The organism is Streptomyces sp. NPDC059398, assembly GCF_042751845.1.
Classification (GTDB): Bacteria; Actinomycetota; Actinomycetes; order Streptomycetales; family Streptomycetaceae; genus Streptomyces.
In genome coordinates this window covers 66,116-89,108 of sequence record NZ_JBHYWP010000016.1, presented here as the reverse complement: position 1 = coordinate 89,108, position 22,993 = coordinate 66,116, and the positions used below count along the sequence as shown (strand labels likewise).

At 69.3% G+C, this 22,993-nt stretch carries 20 protein-coding genes, 1 tRNA gene and 2 pseudogenes; 19 read left to right on the top strand and 4 right to left on the bottom strand.

The genetic code is table 11. The features are described from left to right. Positions 1-293 precede the first annotated feature (293 nt). Positions 294-758 (bottom strand): GatB/YqeY domain-containing protein, encoded by a 465-nt coding sequence (locus ACFXBC_RS08780; protein WP_385020366.1) that lies wholly within the window; start codon positions 756-758, stop codon positions 294-296. A 77-nt stretch (positions 759-835) separates the two neighbouring features. On the opposite strand from ACFXBC_RS08780, the gene ACFXBC_RS08775 reads away from it, so the two are divergent. Together ACFXBC_RS08775 and ACFXBC_RS08770 are read left to right on the top strand one after the other, a co-directional pair. After that, on the top strand, positions 836-1,774 hold the full coding sequence (locus tag ACFXBC_RS08775; protein WP_385020364.1) for a metallophosphoesterase: 939 nt from the start codon (positions 836-838) through the stop codon (positions 1,772-1,774). Positions 1,775-1,887: 113 nt separating this feature from the next. Then, positions 1,888-1,961, top strand: a tRNA-Pro gene (locus ACFXBC_RS08770). Positions 1,962-2,065: 104 nt separating this feature from the next. Here ACFXBC_RS08770 and ACFXBC_RS08765 read toward each other — a convergent pair. Together ACFXBC_RS08765 and ACFXBC_RS08760 are read right to left on the bottom strand one after the other, a co-directional pair. Further along, positions 2,066-2,350, bottom strand: a complete 285-nt coding sequence (locus ACFXBC_RS08765) for a hypothetical protein (RefSeq protein ID WP_385020362.1) — start codon at positions 2,348-2,350, stop codon at positions 2,066-2,068. A 293-nt stretch (positions 2,351-2,643) separates the two neighbouring features. After that, positions 2,644-2,766, bottom strand: coding sequence for a hypothetical protein (locus ACFXBC_RS08760; protein ID WP_385020359.1), 123 nt, complete (start codon positions 2,764-2,766; stop codon positions 2,644-2,646). A 17-nt stretch (positions 2,767-2,783) separates the two neighbouring features. Here ACFXBC_RS08760 and ACFXBC_RS08755 point away from each other — a divergent pair, with 17 nt between their 5' ends. The 13 genes and pseudogenes from ACFXBC_RS08755 (at position 2,784) to ACFXBC_RS08695 (ending at position 14,677) form a co-directional block, all read left to right on the top strand. After that, positions 2,784-3,050 (top strand): hypothetical protein, encoded by a 267-nt coding sequence (locus tag ACFXBC_RS08755; protein WP_385020356.1) that lies wholly within the window; start codon positions 2,784-2,786, stop codon positions 3,048-3,050. Positions 3,051-3,183: 133 nt separating this feature from the next. Next, positions 3,184-3,831 carry a hypothetical protein gene (locus ACFXBC_RS08750; RefSeq protein ID WP_385020353.1) on the top strand — a complete coding sequence of 216 codons (648 nt, stop codon included), beginning with the start codon at positions 3,184-3,186 and terminating at the stop codon, positions 3,829-3,831. Positions 3,832-4,346: 515 nt separating this feature from the next. Then, positions 4,347-4,736 (top strand): hypothetical protein, encoded by a 390-nt coding sequence (locus ACFXBC_RS08745; RefSeq protein WP_385020350.1) that lies wholly within the window; start codon positions 4,347-4,349, stop codon positions 4,734-4,736. Between the two features lie 90 nt (positions 4,737-4,826). Next, positions 4,827-5,144, top strand: a complete 318-nt coding sequence (locus ACFXBC_RS08740) for a helix-turn-helix domain-containing protein (RefSeq protein ID WP_385020347.1) — start codon at positions 4,827-4,829, stop codon at positions 5,142-5,144. Then, on the top strand, positions 5,141-5,719 hold the full coding sequence (locus ACFXBC_RS08735; RefSeq protein ID WP_385020345.1) for a hypothetical protein: 579 nt from the start codon (positions 5,141-5,143) through the stop codon (positions 5,717-5,719). The genes ACFXBC_RS08740 and ACFXBC_RS08735 overlap by 4 nt, the downstream gene beginning before the upstream one ends. Beyond that, positions 5,686-6,141 (top strand): hypothetical protein, encoded by a 456-nt coding sequence (locus ACFXBC_RS08730; RefSeq protein ID WP_385020341.1) that lies wholly within the window; start codon positions 5,686-5,688, stop codon positions 6,139-6,141. Before ACFXBC_RS08735 ends, ACFXBC_RS08730 begins: the two co-directional genes overlap by 34 nt. A 598-nt stretch (positions 6,142-6,739) precedes the next feature. Continuing rightward, positions 6,740-7,078 (top strand): hypothetical protein, encoded by a 339-nt coding sequence (locus tag ACFXBC_RS08725; RefSeq protein WP_385020338.1) that lies wholly within the window; start codon positions 6,740-6,742, stop codon positions 7,076-7,078. Positions 7,079-7,270: 192 nt separating this feature from the next. Beyond that, a complete protein-coding gene (locus tag ACFXBC_RS08720; RefSeq protein ID WP_385020335.1) occupies positions 7,271-7,543 on the top strand; it encodes a hypothetical protein in 273 nt (90 codons plus the stop codon). Positions 7,544-8,339: 796 nt separating this feature from the next. Beyond that, positions 8,340-10,466, top strand: a complete 2,127-nt coding sequence (locus ACFXBC_RS08715; RefSeq protein ID WP_385020332.1) for a hypothetical protein — start codon at positions 8,340-8,342, stop codon at positions 10,464-10,466. Between the two features lie 255 nt (positions 10,467-10,721). Beyond that, positions 10,722-11,348, top strand: a pseudogene (locus ACFXBC_RS08710) (DUF2397 family protein); the annotation flags it as partial. Between the two features lie 86 nt (positions 11,349-11,434). Further along, the gene (locus ACFXBC_RS08705) at positions 11,435-12,412 is read left to right on the top strand and encodes a DUF2397 family protein (protein WP_385020385.1); all 978 of its coding nucleotides are present in this window, start codon (positions 11,435-11,437) and stop codon (positions 12,410-12,412) included. Positions 12,413-12,419: 7 nt separating this feature from the next. After that, positions 12,420-13,745 (top strand): annotated as a pseudogene (locus ACFXBC_RS08700) (TIGR02678 family protein). After that, complete coding sequence (locus ACFXBC_RS08695; protein WP_385020329.1) at positions 13,742-14,677, top strand: hypothetical protein; 936 nt, start codon at positions 13,742-13,744, stop codon at positions 14,675-14,677. The pseudogene ACFXBC_RS08700 and the gene ACFXBC_RS08695 overlap by 4 nt, the downstream one beginning before the upstream one ends. Before the next feature lie 97 nt (positions 14,678-14,774). Here ACFXBC_RS08695 and ACFXBC_RS08690 read toward each other — a convergent pair whose 3' ends face one another. Then, complete coding sequence (locus ACFXBC_RS08690) at positions 14,775-14,948, bottom strand: hypothetical protein (protein ID WP_385020326.1); 174 nt, start codon at positions 14,946-14,948, stop codon at positions 14,775-14,777. 252 nt (positions 14,949-15,200) lie between these two features. Between ACFXBC_RS08690 and ACFXBC_RS08685 the strand changes: the two genes are divergently transcribed. From ACFXBC_RS08685 to ACFXBC_RS08670, 4 genes are all read left to right on the top strand, one after another. Beyond that, the gene (locus tag ACFXBC_RS08685) at positions 15,201-16,799 is read left to right on the top strand and encodes a hypothetical protein (RefSeq protein WP_385020322.1); all 1,599 of its coding nucleotides are present in this window, start codon (positions 15,201-15,203) and stop codon (positions 16,797-16,799) included. Next, the gene (locus ACFXBC_RS08680; RefSeq protein WP_385020319.1) at positions 16,796-17,074 is read left to right on the top strand and encodes a DUF2399 domain-containing protein; all 279 of its coding nucleotides are present in this window, start codon (positions 16,796-16,798) and stop codon (positions 17,072-17,074) included. Before ACFXBC_RS08685 ends, ACFXBC_RS08680 begins: the two co-directional genes overlap by 4 nt. Positions 17,075-17,359: 285 nt before the next feature. Beyond that, positions 17,360-18,070, top strand: coding sequence for a nucleotidyltransferase domain-containing protein (locus ACFXBC_RS08675; RefSeq protein ID WP_385020316.1), 711 nt, complete (start codon positions 17,360-17,362; stop codon positions 18,068-18,070). Between the two features lie 596 nt (positions 18,071-18,666). Further along, positions 18,667-22,899: an AAA family ATPase gene (locus tag ACFXBC_RS08670; RefSeq protein WP_385020313.1), complete on the top strand. Its 4,233-nt coding sequence runs from the start codon at positions 18,667-18,669 to the stop codon at positions 22,897-22,899. Positions 22,900-22,993 lie beyond the last annotated feature (94 nt).

The following is a 22,993-nucleotide window of genomic DNA, read 5'->3' as shown; positions in this document are numbered from 1 at the left end:
CGGATCAGCAAGGTCGTACGGCGGGCGCGGGGCGCCGAGTGGCGCAGGGCGTCGGGGCGGCCCCGCGGGCCCGGCCCCCCCGGGCCCGGCGGCGGGGGGGGGGCGCCGGGTGCCCCCCGGGCCCCCCCCTCCGTCAGTTCACCGCCCCGTACCCGGCCGCCCAGCCACCCCCGCACCCACCTGGATCAACGGGTGAGCTCGTCACAGCAGGTGCGAGTACGGGAACCGGCACGGGTACGAACGGGCACAGGTACAAACACGGGTGCGGGCACAGGCGCGGGCGGCCGGGCGGCTCAGCCGGCGAGCCGCGTCTTCACCTCGGCCGCCACCCGGCCGCCGTCGGCGAGCCCGGCCACCTTCGGGTTCACGATCTTCATGACGGCGCCCATGGCACGCGGCCCCTCAACGCCCGACGCCTTGGCCTCGCCGACGGCCTGCTCGACGATCGCGCCCAGCTCCTCGTCGCTCAGCTGCTTCGGCAGATACGTGGCGAGCAGCTCACCCTCCGCCTTCTCCCGCGCGGCGCTCTCGGTACGGCCGCCCTGCTCGAAGGCGTCCGCCGCCTCACGGCGCTTCTTCGCCTCCTTGGCGATCACCTTCAGCACCTCGTCGTCGGTCAGCTCGCGTGCCGAGGTGCCCGAGACCTCTTCCTTGGTGATGGCGGAGAGGGTCAGCCGGAGCGTCGAGGAGCGCAGCTCGTCGCGTGCCCTGATGGCATCGGTGAGTTCTGCGTGCAGCTTGGACTTGAGCGTGGTCATACGCCCAAGTGTCGCAGGTGCGGTCCGCACGGCGCCCGCAGATTTTGCGGTGCCCGGCTGTCTGCGACGATGGGGCCATGCGCGCACGCTATGGGATCCCCCTCAAAGTCACCGCAGGAATCACGGCCGTTGGCGCGGCAGGCATCGCCTACGCCGCCGGATTCGAGGCGCGTTCGTTCCGCCTCCGGCGGGTGACGGTTCCGGTACTGCCGCCGGGCGCCCGGCCCGTACGCGTACTCCAGGTGTCGGACATCCACATGGTCGGCGGCCAGCGCAAGAAGCAGCGCTGGCTCCAGTCCCTGGCGGGGCTGCGGCCGGACTTCGTGGTCAACACCGGGGACAACCTCTCGGACCCGGAAGGCGTACCGGAGGTCCTGGACGCGCTGGGCCCGCTGCTCGAATTCCCGGGTGTGTACGTGTTCGGGTCGAACGACTACTACGGCCCCAAGTTCCGCAACCCGGCCCGCTACCTCTTCGAGAAGGCGCAGGGCAAGCACGGCCTCAACGGCAAGGCGCCGGCGGTGGGCGTGGTGCACAACCCGTGGGAGGGCCTGCGGGACGCCTTCGACGCGGCGGGCTGGGTGAACCTCACCAATACGCGCGGGCGGCTGAAGGTGGACGGGATGGAGATCGCCTTCACCGGTCTGGACGACCCGCACATCAAACGGGACAGGTACGAGCAGGTCGCGGGCGGCCCGGAAGCGGGCGCGGACCTCTCGATCGGGGTGGTGCACGCCCCGTACCTGCGCGCCCTGGACGCGTTCACGACGGACGGCTACCCCCTGATCCTCGCGGGCCACACCCACGGCGGGCAGCTGTGCATCCCGTTCTACGGAGCACTGGTCACCAACTGCGACCTGGACACCGCCCGGGTCAAGGGCCTCTCCGCCCACGAATCCGGCGGCAACCGCTCCTACCTGCACGTTTCCGCAGGCTGCGGCACGAACCGCTACACCCCGGTGCGCTTCGCATGCGCTCCGGAGTCAACCCTGCTGACCCTGACAGCGAGGCGGTAGCCCGACCCGGCCCCGCGAAATCCGGCCCCACCAGCCCACCGGGGAAAACCGGATTTCGCCTCAGGCCACGGGTCCGCTAAAGTAACTGATGTCGCCGCCACGCGAGCGACAATCGGGGTGTAGCGCAGCTTGGCAGCGCGCTTCGTTCGGGACGAAGAGGTCGTGGGTTCAAATCCCGCCACCCCGACAGAGAAGTACCAGGTCAGGGCCGGTTTCCTTCACAGGAGACCGGCCCTGATTGCGTTCCTGGAGCGTCTAGGATGTCAGTGGGATGTGATCTTGAACAGCGGATTACCTCGTCGCGGCACATTCCTGCAACAGCCGGTCCAGTGCCGGGACAGGCGACTGTGGGCACAACGCGAGGCGGACATCCAGCGATTCGAACCAGACCTCGGTCAGCTGCTCCATCAGCAGAGCCCGCATCGAGTCGGTGACGTGGCTGTAGCGGGCACCGACCGATCCGTCCTCGTGCCCCATCCGCTCATCCATGAGGACCTTCGGAGTGCCCAGTTCCTCCATCAGCGTCCGGTGCCCATGGCGGAGGCCATGGCGGGTGAGCCGGTCCTTGATCGGCATCCAGCACGCCTCTGCGCGGCCGGAGACACCCCGGCCTCGCACGGGCACCCCGGGGAACGGCCCACCCCTCACTGGGACTGGGACTGGGTGAGCGTCCTGGGGGCCTTCTTCAGGTACCAGCCGGTCGCGGGCCGACCCGTCCGGCGGCGGCCGGGATGTCGCCGGCGTCATCGGCGGGTTCCTCGGCGACGCAACCGGGTGTGGATCACGCATGACGTGTCGGCGGCGATGTCGTCGGTGGAGTGGTCGAGGCGGGCCTGTCTCCTCGCGCACGAGACGAATGCCGCCGTGATCTACGTCGAATGGAACTTCGGCCGGGACATGTGCACCCTCGCCATCTCCACGGCGTGGCAGGCGTTGCAGGACGAGGGGAAGATCCCGGCGAACAAGCTGATGCCGCTGATCGACGCCGCCACCCAAGCAGGGCAAGTTGTTGAGGGCGGAGCCGATCGCTCAGCAGATGGTGGAGGACCGGGTCCGGCTGCGCGGCATGATGACGGACCTGGAGAACGAGTGGGCCACGTGGATGCCGACCGACGCGGACAGCCCCGGCCGGATCGACGCCTCATGTGTCCTCGTGTACGGCCTGATCCCCGAGGCGAACAAGGGTGCCATCGTCCACGCGCCGCTGCCGCAGGCCCCTCAGCCCGAAGCGGAGCCCGGTGGTGCAGCGGTGACCTATCGGCGGAGGATCAGCTGATGACGTGAACCGAGGGTCAACCAGCGGGTGCCGAGAGGAATCCATGAAGAAAGTTCGCGAGAGCGGTGACAAACGGTCTGTTCTGCGACTGAGAGCTGGTGACCAAGCAGAACGCAAGCACCGGGAGGGGCCGATGGCCCAGGAGTTGCGCGGCAAGAGCCGTTCCGCACCCAGTAGTCCACCATCCGCGGGAGGGCAGAGCGGCACGCGCGAGGCCGAGCGGGCCCGGGAGGCCCAGGGCGAACTGTCGCCCGAGTGCCACGAGCAGGTGAGGAGGGCCGTGGAGCAGCGGGCCCTCCATCACGGGCGCATGGCAAAGAAGGCCGGCCACACCCTGGCCGAGGACATGTGGTCCAACATCATGCTGAGTCTGCACACTCGGCTGGTGAACCGCGGGCCGGTCGAGCACCTCGACTCATATTTGAACGCGTGTGTCACCAACCAGGTCAGCAGCCTCCGCGCCACGATCGAGATCCTGGTGGGAGACGAAAACCCGGAACTCCACGTGGGCGACCCAAACATCGGTGAAGTGCTGGAGCTCAACCACGAGTTGTTCGAACTCGTCAAGGGTATCCGCGCGCTGGGCTTCCTTACGCAGGAGGAGGCAGACGTCTTCGTCCTGTTTCAGGTCTTGGGCGAAGATTCCAAGACGGTGGCCGAATGGCTCGCCCCGGGCACCGATCCGAAACGTGCTACCCGAATCCGTCGGAGGGCCGTAAAGAAGGTCAACCGGGCGTACAAGGACGGGATCCTCGCCGACCTTGGCTACGACGGCACGTAGCGGCGGATCTGGCAGTACTGGAGAGTCCCGCTGCCGCACGGTCCACGCGCCAGAGGCCGTGCGGTGGCGGGGAGTTCTAGCACTCCCTACCCGCCAAAAGGAGCACAGAAATTGCGAGCACACCACACACCATTGAACGCTGCACTAGCGTTCTTCGGTTGGATCATCGAATTGGTCATGAACATTGAGCCCACATCGGCGGTGAAATTGCCACGTATCACGTTGGCGCCTCCGTCGGACCGGTCTCTTACTTCTAACCCACCGGGAGTTGCAGCTCGGTTGTGAGGGCCTTCGAGCGACGAGGCCACCGTTCTCGGGGGAGTGGTCCTCACGTCGAGGAACCTCAACGTCATTGACGAGCTGAACATGAAGGGCGATGCCTGAACCAAACATCGATCAGCTACCAGGGAGGGCTCCACTAGGGGCCCTCCCTTCGATCCGGACTAAGACACGAGGCTCGGGGCTGTCGCGCCCCTCCCAGTCGTAAGACCCCGACTATCGAGGACGGCAACACCTTGAACGGCTTGATCTCTGAACTCCTCGCGGCAGGTGCACCGCTCTGGCTCGTGTATCCACTCCTTCTGACCACGGCTCTCCTGCTGCTGATCCGCGCCTCCGCAGTTGCCATCGCCAAAGTCATCGAGGCGATGCATCCAGGTGCCTCGGCAGACGCCGTCAGGATGCAGGCCAACCGCATCCAGCACCGACAGTGGAAGGCCCAGCGTCGCGACCACAATCGCCGGTCCCGGGTTGCTCGACGTGCCCACGTCCGATCCGGCATTGAGGCTCAGTTCACGCGCCGCCACACCGTACGAGAAGACGACAGCATGGTCGTGCTGCCCAGGTTGGTGCTGCCGCGGGGGGCCTCAATGATGATCTCCGCCAGAGAACAACCGGCGGGGTAAGGCCGGGCGGCGGAACCCGTCACGAACCCGGTATGGCCCATCGCCTATCCAGCGCGGTCAATGTCACGAATCTGCAGGCGGGGCGGCCTGATGGCGGTGGAGGCTGTGACGGTGCACCCATTGCTAACCACACCCAGCGGCAACGTCACTCTGGCCATGGTCCAGGACTTCGTCTCGCTTGGCATACCCGAGAACTTGACGGTGGAGTACAAGCGCGGTGGCGAGAAGCCCGTCGATGCTGTCGCCGCGCTAGCCAACAGCTACGGCGGCATGGTCCTCATCGGCGTTGCCGAGGACTCCGGCACTCACGGTGTCCCGACCGGCATTGTCGGCGTCAGCCGTAAGGAGAAGGAAAAACTCGTCAACCAGATAGCCACCACCTACGACCCGCTTGGACGCCGGAGGTGATCGAGGTCCCGCTGGAGGACAGCGACAAGGTGGTCCTCGTCGTCCGTATCGATCGGGGCCTGGTCCCGGCACCGATCGTGACGGACGGGAGCATCCAGATTCGCCTCGACGGGCGCAACGTCCGAGCGAATCGGCAGATGATGGCCAGCCTGCTCGCCGCGGCCGGTGCCGATCACAGCCAGGGGTTCATGGGAAGATACGCAACCCGATCACCCCATGCACATCGGCCGTTCAGGCAGGACCAGCGGGCCTACGCCCAGCCTGCCGTGCACCTGCGCGCCATCACGAGTGTCGCGCTTCCGCTGGGACGTCGCCGACTCCGTCTGGCAACTGGGATGCACGACACGTTGATCAGCGCGCTCTCCGAAACGGAGTTGCACCACCTGACCGAACGGATGGGGGTCTGGGCGGGTGGCAATGGCTTAAAAGCGAACTCCTGGCATCTCGAAAGGGCAAGTAGTCGGGAGATCGAACTCTGGCTCTCCTCAAGCCCCAGGGGGATTGCACTGCTTGATGAGCGGCGGCCCCCTGTCGGGTGGTCGTGCGTATCACCGAGGCTGGATCTCTGGAGGTGATCTCCGATATTCGTCACTGGCCGATGGGCCACGGCAAATTGAACTGGCACGCAGTGCAACGAGCCTTCCAGGAGATGGTCCCTGCCATATCTGATGTCCTTATGCCCTGGGCACTCAAGGCCGTCGTCGGGCCCGCCACACTGTCACCCCCAATCGTTGAGATCCACATCGCGACGCATTCGGCGGGGGCGCGAAGCGGGCAATTGGCGGTACCGGTAGACGAGGTCATCGACACCACCAACCTCGGCACGAAAGCCTCTTCGGGTCACGCCTACGGTGGTGGGGAAGTTCTCGACGAAACTTTGATCAAGGATGGGAACTGGTCTCCCGCCGTGATTGAAGCTCTCACCGCCATGGCTATGGATTGGAAATATCCATCGCCCTGCATGACCTCGAGGAGGCGTTGGGACCCGCCCGAGTAGAACAGCCGAATGTGCGTGGCCGGGTGCGGGGCAACTGTTCACCAACCTGGAACCCGTGAACGTCGCGGCAGCCCTCGGATCCGGCCCCTGCGGGCCGGTATGGGCGGCGCCTCGGGCACCACGCCGATCTCATTCTGAAACGATCAGTAAGTGCCGAACCAGGTCTTCATGCCGCCATCCCGGCTCAGCACCTTGCCCAAACAGACAGGGGCACCCTGCGGAGGGCCGGTGGCGCCGCCCGGACGTGTCCGCTGCCGGCCCAGCACCCCGCGACCACCACAGTTTCTGGCCCTCCACGTCGACGAGTTCAATCGCGGTCACGGCGATCCGCCGAACCAGGCCGTGAGCACCCCGCCGCTCGGGGTACTCGTTCCGCTCGTCGGAGAAAAGGCCAGCTGCGGAGGTTCAGCCAGAGGGCGAGGAATCAACGCGGTCCTACTGAGCTCCGTCCTGGGGCGCGTCGAGAGCGCCGACCGTTCCGCTCCCACGCCCGTGCCGCCGCCAGCCATGAGCAATCGTCCCGGGTCGGCCTCTCCAGCCCGTCGAATCCGAGCTTACCCTTCGCAACTCCCCTGTTAATTCAGTAGACTATTGAGTTATGGACTTCACAATTATTAAGCACGCAGTCGAGGTCGATCACGGCATCAAGCGCCTGTCCATGCACTTCATCAAGAAGCACGCTGCGCCGGAACGCGCCCGGCTCAGCTCAGAGTTGTGCGCGGAGATCAACGAAGAGTTCGAGAGGATCGGCCTCTCCACCCTGCCTCGGACGCTGCCGACATCTGAAAACGAGTTCGTCTGGGTCGTTCAGCGCGACAGCACCCTCGGTGAAGTCGCCGAAGTCGCCGCCGCCCTGGCGCACCTGACCAAGCTCGGGATGAGCCCACTCCCTCAGGTCTTCGACAACTACCCGCGTGCCAAGGACATCTTGAGCTGAGGCAGCGTAGAGGAGGTACGCACTACCCGTACAACTCCTGTACATCAACTAGCGCATCTACCGCATGATCCAGCTAAAAATTTCCGCACGTGTCTGCGGTTCATCCGTACGTTGTCACCAGCAAGCGTTGCCAGCGCTACGACGACGCACCATCACCTGGGCCCAGGGTGACGGCACGGTCAGGAGTTTCAGATGAACATCGCCGAGACGACACGCGTCCCACACGAAGACCCCGTTTTCATCGTCGGCATTTCCGGACGGCTGCCACTTCGTACGATGAGCGTGCTTGAACTTCCGGACGCAGAGCTTCAGAGGTACCGGAACAGATGGAACGATCTCCTCGCTGACCGCCGACTCCTTCCCAAGCAGGGTTCCATATCGCACCCAAGGAGGATTGTCAAGGGCTGCTTTGGTGTCTACCCGAGGGACGTCAACCCCAAAGCCGCACAGGCGCTGAGGCGCTGAGGCGCTGAGGCGCTGAGGCGCTGAGGCGCTGAGGCGACAGCATGCCAGCACGCCAGGCAACTCATCGAGGTGCTCGCCGAGTCCCCCGAACCGCTCATCACTCATATACCCAAACGGCATTCCCGACAGACTGAGCATGACGTGCTCAGCTGATTGTGCACTCGGCTCGCCGGACGCACCTCGGGGCTGGCCCTGACCCATACCAGCCGGGCTATTACCTGGAACCGACTTACGGCCGCGATCCAGTTCTTGAACCCCCGACCCCGGAATCACCCGCACTGAGGGCCCTTCCTTGCCTTGCGACCGACGTCAAGCATCTCCTGACGCCCGCAAAGCTCGCGGTATGCGCCGCCTATCAACACCGGTGCTACCCACACAAGACCTGCAGGGCGCCCTTGCTTCCTCAGAGATGAGCTGGGCAGATAAGAACATCCCGGGAGAAATCTCCTCATAGCAATCGGGACGGCGGTCGTCACGTGCCGCCCGTCCTCATGACCGCCGCAGGCCACTTCGGACCACTCATTGGAGATCTGCGCCCATGACCACCGGAATCCCCGCTGCTCTTTCCCTCGACGTTCTTTGGGGGACGGAACCGATCCGGGTAACCAACATTTCGCCCGAACTCCCTACAGACCCGACCGACACTCATGGCACGGCGGTGACCACCGCGGGCCGGTCCAATCCGGGCACCTGGCTGCCGGGCCCTTCGTGGGGGGCCATAGCACGCTCTACAACTCGACCCGAAGCGCTGGTAGTTCAGCTCCAGCCTGCGGCGGACGAGCCATCGGGTCTCCTGATGATCGAGAACGTCGAAGGGGCGACGCTGCGATCGGTGGTCACCCGCGTCCTGCTCAGCGAGCTCTTCCCAGGTCCCCAGCCTCGTACCGGCATGGAGGTCATGGAGGTGCCCGACCCGCAAGTCCAAGGAATCACCCATGAGGGCCGCCCCGCTGCGATCGTGCAATACCGCTACGAGAACCTCGCCCACCTTCGGAATCACGTGTGGCAGACCATCCACGCGACTCTGTCGCTCAACAGCTACGCGACCTCTATCCTCACACGATCCGTCACCCGCAACCTGATCACCCACCCCGTGGAGATCACCTTCGAGGACGGCGCGGACCCGATCCACGTTCTCGTTGTCCGTGACGGCATCACGCGACTCGCCAGCGCCTGGGCGGTACTGGCCGGGCACGGTGCCGATGCCGCCGAAGTGGCCAACCTGGCCGCAGAAGCACTGCTCGGCAGCGCTTCTGCGGCAGGGACTGCCGCAGGGCCCGGGCTCGAACAGCGACTGGCCACCGGCCGGGCTCGGTGGCGGCAGGAACTCAGGCAGGAGTTCCACAATGAGATGAAAGGGACGGCACCGGGGCTTCGGGCCGCTCAAATCGCCCAGTCCTACGTAGTTCCGGCACAGATCGCCGTCGGCGTAGAGGGACACGAGGGCCGCGTACTGTCTCCGGAGGACATCTTTGACGACGCCATTCGTTCCGTACTGGCTTCAGTGCACGTCGAGTTCATGCAGTGGGACGCAGCCGCCAAGAACATCGAGGTTGTCACCCGGGCCCTGAAGCGGATCATCCAGCAAGGCGATCCACGCTGGAACACAGCTGATCTCCAGTCGGTGTACGGCCTTGCCGTCGGCCGCATTCCCGTGGCCGAGCTTCCACAGGTCTTCGGAGGCGATCCGGCTGCTCCCGGGACCGCCCTGTGGCGTGGAATCTACCTGGTCAGCGCACTTACTCGGCCGGATCTCCTGGAGCTTCTCAAGGACCAGGCCAAGGCCATCAAAGGCGGCCAGCGAATGAGCATGAAGGGGTTTGGCGAACTGCTCGGCCCGATCATCGACCTGCCCTGGCGTGCGAAGAAGAAACTCGTCACCAAGCAGGCCCGAAATGCTTGGAACAACGGTGGTGTGCTGTCGACCGACGTCACCAAGGGCTGGACCCCACGGCCCGCCGACGACTTCACCGAGCTGATCGCACCGGCGATGGACGGCGACGACGACGCCCGCCTCACCCTGGCGGTGGCCGGCGGTATCGCGCTGATCGCCGACAAGCTCCTCACTAGGAACGTCGGCTCGTCGCTGGGGGGTAAGAAGGAGAAGGGCGGCGTCCCGTTCCGGCTGGACGTGAACAAGGTCATCGAAGGGCTCTCACGCCCGTCGAACGAACTCGGCCTGTGGACACTCGCGCTCGCCGCCAACACCTTCCGCAGTGAAGACCTGCCGCAGAACTCCGTGCCCAGGCAGAGCCTGACCGGCAAGGAGTCGGCAGCATCCGACGAACCGCCGTACGTGTACTTCAAAGTCGACCTTGACGCCCCAGACCACATCGCCCGCGACACCAATGGCGTGCCAATGCCCCTGTACGAATGGGATGTCGTCGTGGCCTCGGACCCGGAACGCGCGGCGCAGGCCGAATCGCCGACGTCGGCCGCGGATCCTGCGCCGGTTCGGGCTCCAGCGGTGCTCTCGTCGAACGGTGAGACGCCGCTGGCCAGCGGCGGTGCCTCCACCAGTGGCTCGTACGGCGAGGAGCCCGTCACCACGGACCCCGTGACGGCGCTGTTCCTGTACGGCGCCGCTCAGGGGACCGAGGATGCTTCACCCACCCTCCCCACCCAGGCTCCCCGCGCCGAGGACCCTCCGCCACCTCCCAGCCAGCGTGCCGCCGCACACCGCAGGACCCTCCATCTCGGGGTGCAGGGCGCCCGGGACGCCCTTGATCATCTGCACGCCCTTGAGCCGGAAGTCGGTGACCACACTCCGATCGTCCCGGCGGACCAGCTGAACGACCTGCACACGATGCTGGTCGGCATCCTGACCGACGTGGAGAACCTGCGGCGCAGGACCGCGGAGCACCATGCACCAGAGGGGAACGATCCGGAATCCGATGAGTCTCAGGAGACGTTCGTGGGCTGACCGGCGCGAACTTGTAGCTCAATTTCCCCACCCGAACAGTAAAACAGCAGGTCAGGACCGGTCCTGAGAGAGGCGGCCCGTTGGCCGGTCTGGCGGCTGTACGACACCGACGAGCAGCGGGGGCGAGCTCTGACCTGCCCCTGGTCCGGCGGGGCGCTCTGACTCCAGCTGTCCGGAGTTGCTCCGCCGGTTGCCGGGAGACCAGTTCCGGCCACCCCGCATCGCTTGTCGGAGCCGCCACGTAACCTCGCAGACATGGAGGAAGCCGCACTCGGCACCCAGCCGGAACCCGGCGACGTGCCCTCTGCACCCGACGACGACGAGACGCGCCGCCGCCTCGACGCGTACGCGTACCTCAGTGCGCCGGAGCGGCTGGAGTACCTCGCGATCATGCGGGTCTTCTGCGGCACCCTCCTGGCCGACCTGGCCGTCCCGGACGTGATGGCGAAGCTGCGCGAGGGGGGCGCGACCGCCGCCGGGCTCGACGCCGACCCCCTCACCGCGCGGCTGGAACAGCTGGTGAAGTGGGGGAACCTGCTGCACGGCAGCCACACCGTCAAGGCGTCCAGCATCACGGAGTACCAGCGTTCGCGGGCCCGCTACCAGCTGTCGCGGCTGGGCGAGCGCGTCCAGCGAGACGCCGACGGCGTGCTGGCCGAGGCCGACGCCGCCCGTGAGGTGAGCAACGAACTGCTCGCCCTCGTCGAGCGGGGGCTGCGGGAGCTGGCCGAGCGGGTCGCCGAACCGGGCGGCATCCCCCCGCAGGACGGGCTGGAGCGGGTCAGCACGTTGCTCGTACAGTTCACCGGGTTCGCGGACTCCGTACGGGACTTCTACGCCTATCTCGGCCAGGTGCTCGCCCGGTACGACCTGGACAGCGGCGAGTACCAGGGCTTCAAGGAACTCCTCCTGGACTACGTCGAGGCGATCACGGAGGACGTGTCCTTTCCCCCCGCATCTCGGCAGCCTTGGACACGCTCTGGCCCCGTCTCCCCGGCCTGCTGGAGCAGCTGGACGCGCACGCACAGGGGCTCGCCGGGCTGCCGGCGCAGAGCGAGGGCAGTACGGAGACCCGCGTGCAGCGCAGCCGGGGTCGCGAGTTCACGGACTGGGAAGGGCTGCGGGGTTGGTTCCAGGACACCGACGGGCAGGGCAGCCAGGTCGACCAGCTGCGCGACGCCACCTTGCGGGCCCTTCAGTCCCTGCTGGCCAACGCCAAGCGGATGCTGCGCTCGGCCACCGGCGAGATGTCGCGGCGTCGGGACCTGCTGCGGCTGGCCCGGTGGTTCGACGAGTCCGCGCCGCAGGACGCGCACGACATCGCCGTCGCCGCCTTCGGTCTGTACGGCGCCCGCCACCTGGGCATACCGCCCGCATCCGACGAGGTGGTGCCCGCCTACACCAGCTGGTGGACCGGCCCGGTGGTCGAGGTGCCGGTCGCGCTGCGCGAGAGGGGCAGCCGCGCCCAGCGGGGCCGGACAGCATCGGTGGAGGACCATTCCGCGCAGAAGGAACGACTGCGGGAGGCGGCGCGTCAGCGGGCCGCCGAGAGAAGCGCCGCCGCGGACGAGCTGTGCAGCGCGTCCGGCCGCTTCGACGGCGTACGGCTCACGTCGGCGGCACTCAGCCTGCTCCTGGAGCTGCTGGCCACGGCGCTCGGGAACGCGCAGCTCAGGCGCCACGCCCCAGCGGACGGGCAGGAGAGGCGGGGCTTCGGGCTGGACGCGGCGTGGAGCGAGGACATCGATCTGGGCATCCGGCTCACGGTGCACCGTACGACGGGAGCACGCACGCTTCTGCGCTCGGCCGACGGGGATCTGTTGCTGGACGACCTGGAGCCGGCAGTCCACAGGACGGCCGTCTCGGCGGAAGGAGCGGAGCCGACCGAGAGCGAGGCGCTTCCCACGCGGTCGCACGGCGCGTCCGTCGGCGGCAACGGGAGATGAGCGTCACATGACACTTCCCTCCGCCCACGACGTGGCTCTGGCCACCGAACGCCGCACCGCGGCACGGCTGTTGCTCGCCCGCCCGCTGGTCACATCGGACGGCCCGCACGCCGACCTCTTTCCGCTGGTCCGCAGGCACGCCGATTGGCTGGGCGGCCGGTTTCAGCAAGTGCTCGGCTACCGCCTCCTGGTCGACAGCTCCTACGCCCGGCTGTTCAAGGCCGGGCTCGGAGCCCGGTCGGGGCACTGGCTCGTACGATCCACCGGCATGCCCTTCACCCCGCACCTACGCGTGTCTGGCTCTGGCCCTGTCAGTGCTGGTCACCGCGCCGGAGCAGGTACTGCTGTCGCAGCTCGTCGCCGACATCCGGGCTGCGGCGGCCGACGCGGACATCGAGCTGGAGGAGACCGGACGAGCGGCCGGGAAGCGGACGCTGGTCGCGGCTCTGCGGCAGCTCGTCGAGTGGGGCGTCCTGATCGAGACCCACGGCCACGTGGGCGTCATCGCTCAGGAGGCCGACGGGGAGGCGCTGATCACGGTCGACCGGGAGCTCGCCCGTGTCATCGTGGCCGGACCGCTCGCCCAGTCGCGGGACGGCGCCGACCTGGTCCGGCGGGCGGCGGACCCGGGGTTCGGAGGACCGCGCACCTACGTGCGCCGGATGCTCGTCGAAACCCCTGTCGTCCACCTCGACGAACTGACCGACACCGAACGTGACTGGCTCCGCACCCGCCAGCGCCGGGAGGCCCAGGCGTTCCTCGAACTCCTGGGCCTGGAGACGGAGATCCGGGCCGAGGGAGTAGCCTGGTCGACCCCGAGGAGAAGCTGACCGATCTCCACCTGCCGGGGACGGGGACTGTCGCCCAGGCGGCGTTGCTACTGGTGGAGAGGCTGGTGCAGCGGCTCCGCCCGGCTGAACCCGGACATCCCGCGACCGGGGGTGTCCTCGTCGTCGGGGTCGCCGTTCCGGATGGTGTGGTGGATGAGCTGCTGGCCGGGCTGATCGCCGAGTACGGGCAGCGCAGCAACTGGCAGCGCGGTTACCTCGAAGACCCCGACGCCCTGCGCGAAGCCGTGCTGGGCCTGCTCTCCCGCATGCGCTTGATCGCCCCGGCCGGCCCGCTGCGATCCGAGGGAGCGGGGCTGCCGGAGGAGTACGCCGACGAGCTGCCGGAGGGACGCCAGGTCACCGACGTCCGGGCGGCCCGCCCCAGCGGCGGCGAGGGCTGGGTCCTGCTCGCCCCAGCGGCCCGTTACGCCACCCAGGTCACCGTGCCGACGACGGGCGGACGGAACAAATCCACCGAAGCACAGCAGGAGTTGCCGCTATGACCGCCGATGCTCGTGGTCTCGTTCCCCTTCCGCGTTCAGGTCACACAGAGGCGGCGCGTACGCGCTTCCGGCTGCACCGGGCGGGCATCCAGAACGTCTGGCAGTACGACGAGCAGGAGTTCGCCTTCGGCGACGGACGGCTGCTGCTGCTGCGCGGCAAGAACGGGGCGGGCAAGTCCAAGGCCCTGGAGATGCTGCTCCCGTACCTCTTGGACGGTGACTCCCGGGCCCTCGACGCCACCGGTACCGGGCGGACGACGCTCGCCTGGCTGATGCTGGACGGCTTCGAGCAGACCAACCGCCTCGGCTATCTGTGGGTGGAATTCCGAGGGACGGACGCGGCCGGCGACCACCGCTGTCTGACGCTCGGCGCCGCGATCCGCGCCTCGAAGTCGGCGCAGAAGGCTGTGCCGACCTTCTTCGTCACCCCGCTGCGCGTCGGCGAGGACCTGCACCTGGTCGAAGCGGGCAAACCCCTTGCCGTCGACCGGCTCAAGGAGATCGTCGGCTCCGGCAACACGACGGACCGAGCGGCGGAACACCGTGCCCGCGTGGCCCGGGAACTCTTCGGGATCACGGACGCGACTCGCTACCGCAACCTCACCCAGCTCCTGCACCGGCTGCGGCGGCCCACGGTCGGGGACCGCATCGAGCACGGCGGTCTGGCCGTCCTGCTGAGCGAGACCCTGCCCGGACTCGACGAGGACGTGGTCGAGAAGGTGGCGCGCAACCTCCACGATCTGGACACCGTGCGGGCCGAACTGGGGCGCCTGGAACGTACCGACGCGGCCTTCGCACCTTCCTCTCCGACTATCGCCGCTACCTCGCCGGAGTCCTGCGCTCCGCGGCGAGGGACGTGCGCCGGGAACTCGACACGCTCTCCGAGCGCCGCCGGAACGCCGGGGACGCCGCCCAGCAGACGAGCGTCCTGAGGGAACGTGAGAAGGAATCGGAGGAGGGACTGAGGACACTCCGCGAGGAGGAGGAGTCCGCCCGGACCGAACTCGCCGCCCTGCACGACAGCCACGCCTACCGCAGCCTGCACGAGCTGTCGGAGCGCCGCAGCACGGTGGAAGCCCTGCACACCGCGGCCATGACCGCCTTCGCCGCGTTGCGCGGCGCGCACGAGGCGGAGGAGAGCGCGGCCGAACGGCTGGACGAGGGCGGCCAGGAGTTGGGCGCCCGGCTCACCGAACTGGCCACGGAGCACCGGGAGCTACTGGCACAGGCAGAGCGGGCGGTACTTCCCGCCGCGCATCTCGGCGAGGCTGTCGCACTGCCGCACACCGTCCGTTCCTCGTCGACGCAGATGGAGTTGACCGGCCCGGACGGGGAATCGCAGACCGTACGGCACCGACCTGTGGTGAGGGTGGACCTGGCGACGACGGAGGCCGGACTGCGGTCCTGGCAGCAGCAGCTGGGGGCCGCGAGACCGTCGTACGGAACCGGCAGCGGATGGTGCAGGAGGTGGCCCGCCTCTCCTCGCTGGCCGACCAGGCTCGTGGCAGTGCGATGCGGGCCGACGAGATGCGGGAACGGCTGGAGGGCGAGGCGGAGGAGGCCGCTGACCGTCTCGAAGTCAGCCGGCAGAAGGTCGCTGAGGAGAGCCGGGAGTACGCTGACGAGGTCGCCGCATGGGTGCGCGAGACGCGGACCGCAGCGGGGCCCGAGTGCCCGCCGCTGGACGCCGTCCTCTCCGAAGTGGCCTGCGCGGCCGACTCCGACGCGGCGTTCTCCTCCCGCACGCTCCCGGCCGGCATCGACACCCACGCGCGGCAGACGGCACATCTGGCTCTTGAGCCGTACGCGGACGCCCTCACCCGGCATCGCGACACCCTGGCGGTCGGCGTCGGCCGACTCGGGGAGGAGATGGACCGCCTGGCGGAGGAGAGGCGGGCTTGGGAGCGCCGTACGGACCCGGAGCCTCCGGCCCCGTACCACCGAAGCGTGGGGCGAGACCCTGCCAACGGGGCGCCGTTCTACCGGTTGGTGGACTTCGCCGATCACCTGACCGCCGACGACCGGTCCGGTCTGGAGGCGGCGCTGGAGGCGAGTGGCCTTCTCGACGCGGTGGTCAGCACGGGCGGCGCCCTTCTCGACCCGCTCTCCGGGGACACCCTTCTCGACGCGGCTCCGGCCCACGACCCGCTGCCGGTGGCACAGACCCTCGCCTCAGCCCTGCGACCGGTCGCGCAGCCGGACAGCGGCATCACATCTGACCAGGTGGAGCACTTGTTGTCAGCCATCGTGCTCGCACCGGCCACGAGGACGACGGACGGGGGGACGGCGACCGCGAGTGCGGTCCACTTCGACGGTAGCTGGCGACTGGGAGCCCTCCGCGGGCAGCACCACAAACGCGCCGCCGAGTACGTGGGCGCAGCGGTGCGGGCCGAGACCCGGCGGAGGGCACTGGCCGAGCTGGAAGACCGGCTCGGCCAGGTGGAAGGACAGTTGACCGAAGCCCGTACCGTGCTCGCCGCAGCCGATTCCCGGCGACGGGCCCTGACGCGAGCGGAACACGGCTTCCCTCGGGCGCAGCGGCTCTCCGACGCCTGGAACACCCATGCCTCGGAGGAGAGGGCAGCGCGAGCGCTGTCCGCCAAGGCGGCCGAGGCGGCACGCCAGGCGGAGGAGGCCCGCGCCCTGGCTGTTTCGGCGCGCTCCGAGGCGGACGCCACCGCGACCGCCCATGACCTGCCCACCGACGCCGTCGCACTGGACCGTGTGCGCACCGCCCTGGCCTCGCTGCTCACCGGCGTCGGCCACCTGCGCAGGGCGGTCAACGGTACGGTTGCCCGGCTCAGCGGAAGCCAGGCGGACGACCGGCGGTACGCGGGGGCCCGCGAGAAGCGGACGGAGGCGGAAGAGGGCTACCGGCTCCGCCACCGACAACTACTCACCGCTCAGCAGGATCTACGGGCCCGGGAGGCCGCCGTCGGATCATCCGAGGAGAAGATCCTCGCCGACGAACAAGCGGCCAAGGACCGTATCGCCAATGCCGTGGGTGCCATCCCGTCGAGGGAGCGCGCGTACGATCCAGTCCCGCTCCGATGACGATCTCCGGGCGGCTGAGAGCGCCGCGCAGTGTGCGGCCGGTCTCGATCACGGTTGCTTCCTGGTCCGCCAGTTCCTCGTGCAGGCGCCCCTCCTTCTCCTCCGCCCGCACGCGCTGGTCGCGCAGCCCGCTGGTCTGCACCTCCGGCAGCGCCGCGACGGTGGTCCTCACCCTTCTCGACGCCCTCGCCTCTGGCGACTGCCGCTTCGCCTACCACGGCGCACGACCGCGACGTCGTGCGAACCGTGGTCGTCGAGCAGGCGGCACACCTTGATGCCCTCGTGCTCGTCGAGCTGGCCTGAGCCCGAGCCCCGCGGCCGAAGTCCGCAGGCGTTCGTCGCCCGAAAGGTGTGGCACCGGAAGCGGCCGTACGCACGCTTCAGCAGGCCGTCCAGGTGCTCGACATGCTGCTTGACCCCGCCTACCGCATGCGGTAGGCGCCTCACCTGTTCCATGTGCGCGGAATGTCGCAGCTCCCGCTGGGACGCCTTCTCATGTACACGGTCCTCGTGTGAACAAATCGCTGTGTCCCCGGAAGCCGTATCCGTAGGGTTCCCGTATGGACGACCCCGTGATCACTGCCCGTGCATTGGTGCTCGATCGGTTTCCCGGTGTTCGGGCGGCCTTTCTTGCCGGGAGTGTGCTGACCGAGCGCCGGACGCCCCACTCCGATCTGGACATCGTGGTCCTCCTCGACGGGCCGCCCGCGCCCGGTCGGGAGAACCTCGTGTACCGCGGCTGGCCGGTGGAGTTGTTTGTGCAGACCCCGGATGTCTGGCACCGCTTCGCCGAAGAGGAGACCGCGAAACGGAATTCGCCGTTGCTCTCCATGTGTTCCGAAGGGTTGCTTCTGGTGGACGAGGGCGGGGACGGGGGCGGGCTGGGGGCTTCGCTTCAGGCCGAGGCGCGGGAGCGGTGGGCGGCGGGGCCGGCGCCGTTCTCGGAAGCGGAGCGGGAGTACCAGCGGTACATCCTGACCGATCTGATGGACGACCTTCGTGGCTGCGCGGATCCTGCCGAGCGGGTGCACCTGGTCGCGCACATGCTGCAGCGGGCGTCGGAGCTGGTCCTGCTGGTGGGCGGGCACTGGCTCGGCAGCGGCAAGTGGTTGTCTCGGCGGCTGGCCGCGGCCGATCCCGGGTTGCATCGCGCGCTCACCGAAGCCGTCGTGCCGGCCGTCGCCGGGGAAACGAGCGCCTTCGCCGCGGCTGTGACAGAGGTGCTGGAGAGAGCGGGCGGGCCGCTGTGGGACGGGTACGCCGTCCGGTGAGGCGGTCAGTCGGTGCCGGTCAGTCGGTGAGGTGGTCAGTCGGTGCCGGTGGGCGGGTGAGCCGGTGCGCCGGTAGACCGGTGCGTCAGTGAGCCAGTGGGCGGGTGAGCCCATGTGTCAGTGAGGCGGACGCCCCCCGGCCCCGCCTCGCCGTTCGGTACCGGTCCCTCCCCTGTGGGGACCGGTACCGAACGCGGGCAGCATGGGTCCGCGGCGTGCCGGCGCGGCGGTGTGGATCGTCGAGGAAGGGCGGGCCCGTGGTCGGTGCGGCAGCGGTCCGGGCGGGACGCGCTTCACGGGTTCGCGGGGGTCAGTCGGCGCGACGGCCGGTGTCCGTTCGTGGATTCGGTGGAATGTGACCGAGAACAGATGGCGTCATGACGGGTCTCTCCGAGCGCTGTGCTGGTAGTCCGGCCGGGCGCCGCACGGGCGGTGCGCTGCTGGGTCGTGATCCTGCCAGCTACGGCTGTCGCGGTGGGCGGTCCGGGGTCCGGTTCGAGGACTCACCGCAGGTCAGCCGGATAAGCTGACTTTTCCGGTCCGGACGATCAGGTACGGGATTCAGGTACGGGGATCAGGTGCGGGGGAAGTGAGGGGTGGAGACCTTGAGTTCCGACTCAGGGGCGCGCACAGCCTTGGCGGAACGTCTCGCGCTGCTGTACAAGGAGGCCGGCAATCCTCCCCTCAAGAGCGTGTCCGATGCGGTCGTCCGGCTCCAGCGGCTCGACGAACGCGGTCGGCCCGTACGGGTTTCCGCCCAGCGGATCAGCGACTGGCGGCGGGCCAGGAACGTTCCCGCCCAGTTCGTCGCCCTCGCGGCCGTCCTGCACGTACTGATTCCCCAGGCGCGGCGTGCGCAGCCCGCGCCCGTCTCCGCCGGGCTGTACGACCTGGCGCAGTGGCAGCGTCTGTGGGAGCGGGCGGTGGCCGACCCGGTCGGCGACGGCCCGGCCGCACCCGCGGTGGAGGAGCGGCGGCGCCCTTCGGGCGAGGCCGCGGACGTACCGGGTGGGGTCTGCCCCTACCGGGGGCTGGCTCCGTACCGTCAGCAGGACGCCCGGTGGTTCTTCGGCCGGGAGCGGAGCAGGGACGCCCTCCTCGCTCAGCTCCGGGCGACGGAGACCACGGGAGGGCTGGTCATGCTCGTGGGGGCCTCGGGGTCGGGGAAGTCCTCCCTCCTGAACGCCGGACTGGTGCCCGCACTGCGGAACGGGGCACTGCGGAACGGTGTACCCGCTGCGGGCGGTGGCGGGAGCCGGGCGGGGGCGGTCCTTCAGCTCGTCCCGGGCGGGGATCCGCTCGCGGAGCTGACGCGCCGGATCCCTGAGCTTGCGTACCTCGTCCCGGACAGGGATACGGACAGGGAAGGGGACAGGGATAGGGAAGGGGGCGGGGACGGTACGTCCGACACCGCGCCCGCCACCGCACCGGACCCGGACCCGGACCAGAAACCGGTCAACTCCCCTGCACCGGACCCGGACCAGAAACCGATCAACTCCCCCGTACCGCCCCAGAAGACCGCCAACTCTGCCCCCGCCCCCGTACCGCCCCCGCCCCCCACCCCCGGCACCCCCCGGTTCGCCCGGGCCGCGCGGGAGGCCGTTGCCGCGTGGGTGGAGCGTGCGGGGGCCGGCTCCGGGCGGCCGGTGGTCATCGTGGACCAGTTCGAGGAGGCGTTCACCCTCTGCTCCGACGAGGGGAGCAGGCGCGTCTTCGTCCAGCTCCTCCACGCCGTCTGCACGGCCGCCGGACCCGACGAGCCCGCCCCCGTACGTGTGGTGCTCGGTATACGTGCCGACTTCTACGAGCAGTGCCTGGGCCATCCCGAGCTGGCCGACGCGCTGCAGCACCGGCATATGGTGCTCGGGCCGCTGACCACCGCGGAGTTGCGCGAGGCGGTGACCAGTCCGGCGAGGGCCGTGGGTCTGGAGCTGGAACCCGGGCTCGCGGAGCTGATCGTGCGGGAGGTCAGCGCCGGCAGTTCCCGGGGAGGCGGGACGCACGCGGGGGTGCTGCCGCTCCTCTCCCACGCCCTGCTCGCCACCTGGCAGCGGCGGACGGCGGGGCGGCTGACGCTCGCCGGTTACAGCGCCGCGGGCGGGATCCAGGGAGCGGTCGCGGCGACCGCGGAGCGCGCCTGGTCCGGTCTCGGGCCGGCGGCCCGTACGGCCGCGCGACTGCTCCTCCTGCGGCTGGTCCGGCTGGGCGAGGACACCCAGGCGACCCGGCGGCGGGAGACACGGCGCCAGCTGGCCGACGAATCGACCGACCCCGACCGGACGGAGGAGTCGCTCGAAGCGCTGGTGCACGCCCGGCTGGTGACGCTCGACGCGGAGACCGTCGAGATCACCCATGAGGCGCTGCTCCACGCCTGGCCGCGCCTGCGCGAATGGATCGACGAGGACCGGAACGACAACCTGCTCCGTCAGCAGCTGGAGGAGGACGGCCGGGCCTGGGAGGCCGCGGAGCGCGATACGTCGCTGCTCTACCGGGGCTCCCGTCTGGAACAGGCCCGGGGCTGGGCGAAGTCGGCCGGTGACACCTTCCTCACCCGCAGCGCGGTGGATTTCCTGGCCGCGTCGGCCCGGCTGCGCAGACGTACGGTCCTGATCAGCCGTGGTGCGGTGTCGGCTCTCGTCGTACTGGCGTTGCTGGCCGTCGGTTCGGCGGTGCTCGCATGGCAGCAGCGGGACGACGCCGTGTTCGAGCAGGTGGTCGCCGAAGCCGACCGCGTCCAGTACACCGATCCCTCGCTGGCCGCCCAGCTCGACCTGGTGGCCCACCATCTGCGGCCGGGCGATGAGGCCACCGACAACCGGCTGGTCTCGATCGTCAACGCACCGCTGGCCACACCACTGCTCGGGCACACCGGCGCCGTCTACCTCACCTCGTTCAGTCCGGACGGGCGGACCCTGGCCACGGCGAGCTACGACCGGACCGTCCGGCTGTGGGACGTGCGCGACCCGACCCGGCCCGCCCCGCTCGGCGACCCCCTCACCGGCCATACGAGCTGGGTGAGCAGCGCCGTGTTCAGCCCGGACGGCCACACCCTCGCCAGTTCGTCGGACGACGGCACGATCCGGCTGTGGAACGTGACCGACCCCCGGCACCCGGAGCCGATCGGCACCCCGCTGACCGGCCACGGCGGTACGGCGTACCTCCTCGCCTTCAGCCCCGACGGCCGCACCCTCGCATCGGCCAATGAGGACCACACCGTGAAGCTCTGGGACGTGGAGACCCCCGCCCGGCCGAAGGCGGTGGCTTCCCTGAGAGGTCACACCGCCGCCGTGCGTTCGGTGGCGTTCAGCCCCGACGGCCGGACGCTGGCGGCCGGCGGCGACGACGGCACGGTCCGGCTCTGGAACACGGCCGATCCGCACCGTCCGGCCGCGGTCCACCGGGTGCTGCGCGGCCACACCGGCACGGTGCACTCCGTGGCCTTCAGCCCCGACGGCCGCACGCTCGCCAGCGGCGGCTCCGACGACACCGTCCGGCTCTGGAACGTGGCCGACCCGAGCCGGGCCGGTGCGCTCGGCGCCCCGCTGACCGGGCATACGGGCCCCGTCTGGTCGGTGGCCTTCAGCCCCGACGGCACCATGCTCGCCGCCGGGAGCGCCGACAGCACGGCGAGCCTGTGGAACGTCGGCAACCCCGCGTACCCGTCGCAGGTCGGCGAGGATCTGGCCGGGAGCAGCGGTGAGATGTACGCGGTCGGCTTCAGCCCCGACGGACGGACCCTCGCCACCGGGAGCGGCGACAACAAGGTGCGCCTCTGGTCGATCCCGACGTCGGACATGGCGGGCAGCATCGGCACTTTCCGCCCGGACGGCCGGGTGCTCGCCACGGCCGCGCGCGACGGCAAGGTCCGGCTGTGGAACGTGGCTTCTCCGCGGCAGCCCGCGCTGCTGGGCAGGGCGTTCACGTCCGGGCGGGGGGATCCGCGTTCGCTCGTCTTCTCGCCGGACGGCCGCACCCTCGCGGTGCTTTCCGGGAACCGCGCGGTGCAGCTGTGGAACGTCACCGACCCGCGAAGGCCTGTCCCCTGCGGTCCGGCGATCGCCCTGCGGGCCCGGTTCGCGGGCCCGTACGCGCTGGCCTACAGCCCGGACGGCCGCACGCTGGCCACCGCGCTCGACGACCGCACCGTACGGCTGTGGAACGTCGGGGACCCGGCCCGCCCCGTTCCGCTCGGTGCGCCGCTCACCGGTCACCGGGGCTACGTCAACGCCTTCGTCTTCAGCCCGGACGGACGGACTCTGGCCAGCGGCAGCGCCGACGGCACGATCCGGCTCTGGAACGTGTCCGACCCACGCCGTGCCACACCACTCGGCAAGCCTCTCAGGGGTCATCTGGGCCCGGTCAACGCGCTGGCGTACAGCCCCGACGGCCGCACGCTCGCCAGTGGCAGCGACGACGGGACGGTCCGGCTCTGGGATGTCACGGCCCCCCGAAGGGCGACCCGGCCCGGCGCCACGCTCACCGGGCACACCGAGGCGGTCGTGTCACTGACGTTCAGCCGGAACGGGCACACGCTGGCGAGCGGCGGCAACGACGACACGGTCCGGCTCTGGAACGTCGCCGTCCCGTCGGAGGCCGTGCCGATCGGCCAGTCGCTGAGCCCGAACGCCAAGACGGGCAACTTCCTTTCGTTCAGCCCCCACAGCCATCTGCTCGGAGTGTCGAGCGGCGCCGGCACGGTCCGGCTCTGGGATCTGGACGCGGACCAGGCGATCAGCCGCATCTGCTCGGTCACCCGGGGGGTCCTGACCCGGGAGAAATGGCATGAGTACCTGCCGCGGCTGTCGTACGAACCGCCGTGCGGTCGGTGACGGGTCCGGGGTTCCATCCGGGGCCGCCCGCGTGGTTCCACCCGGGGCCATCCACGTGATCTCCATCACAACTCCCCGCCGCCGCCGAGCAGTT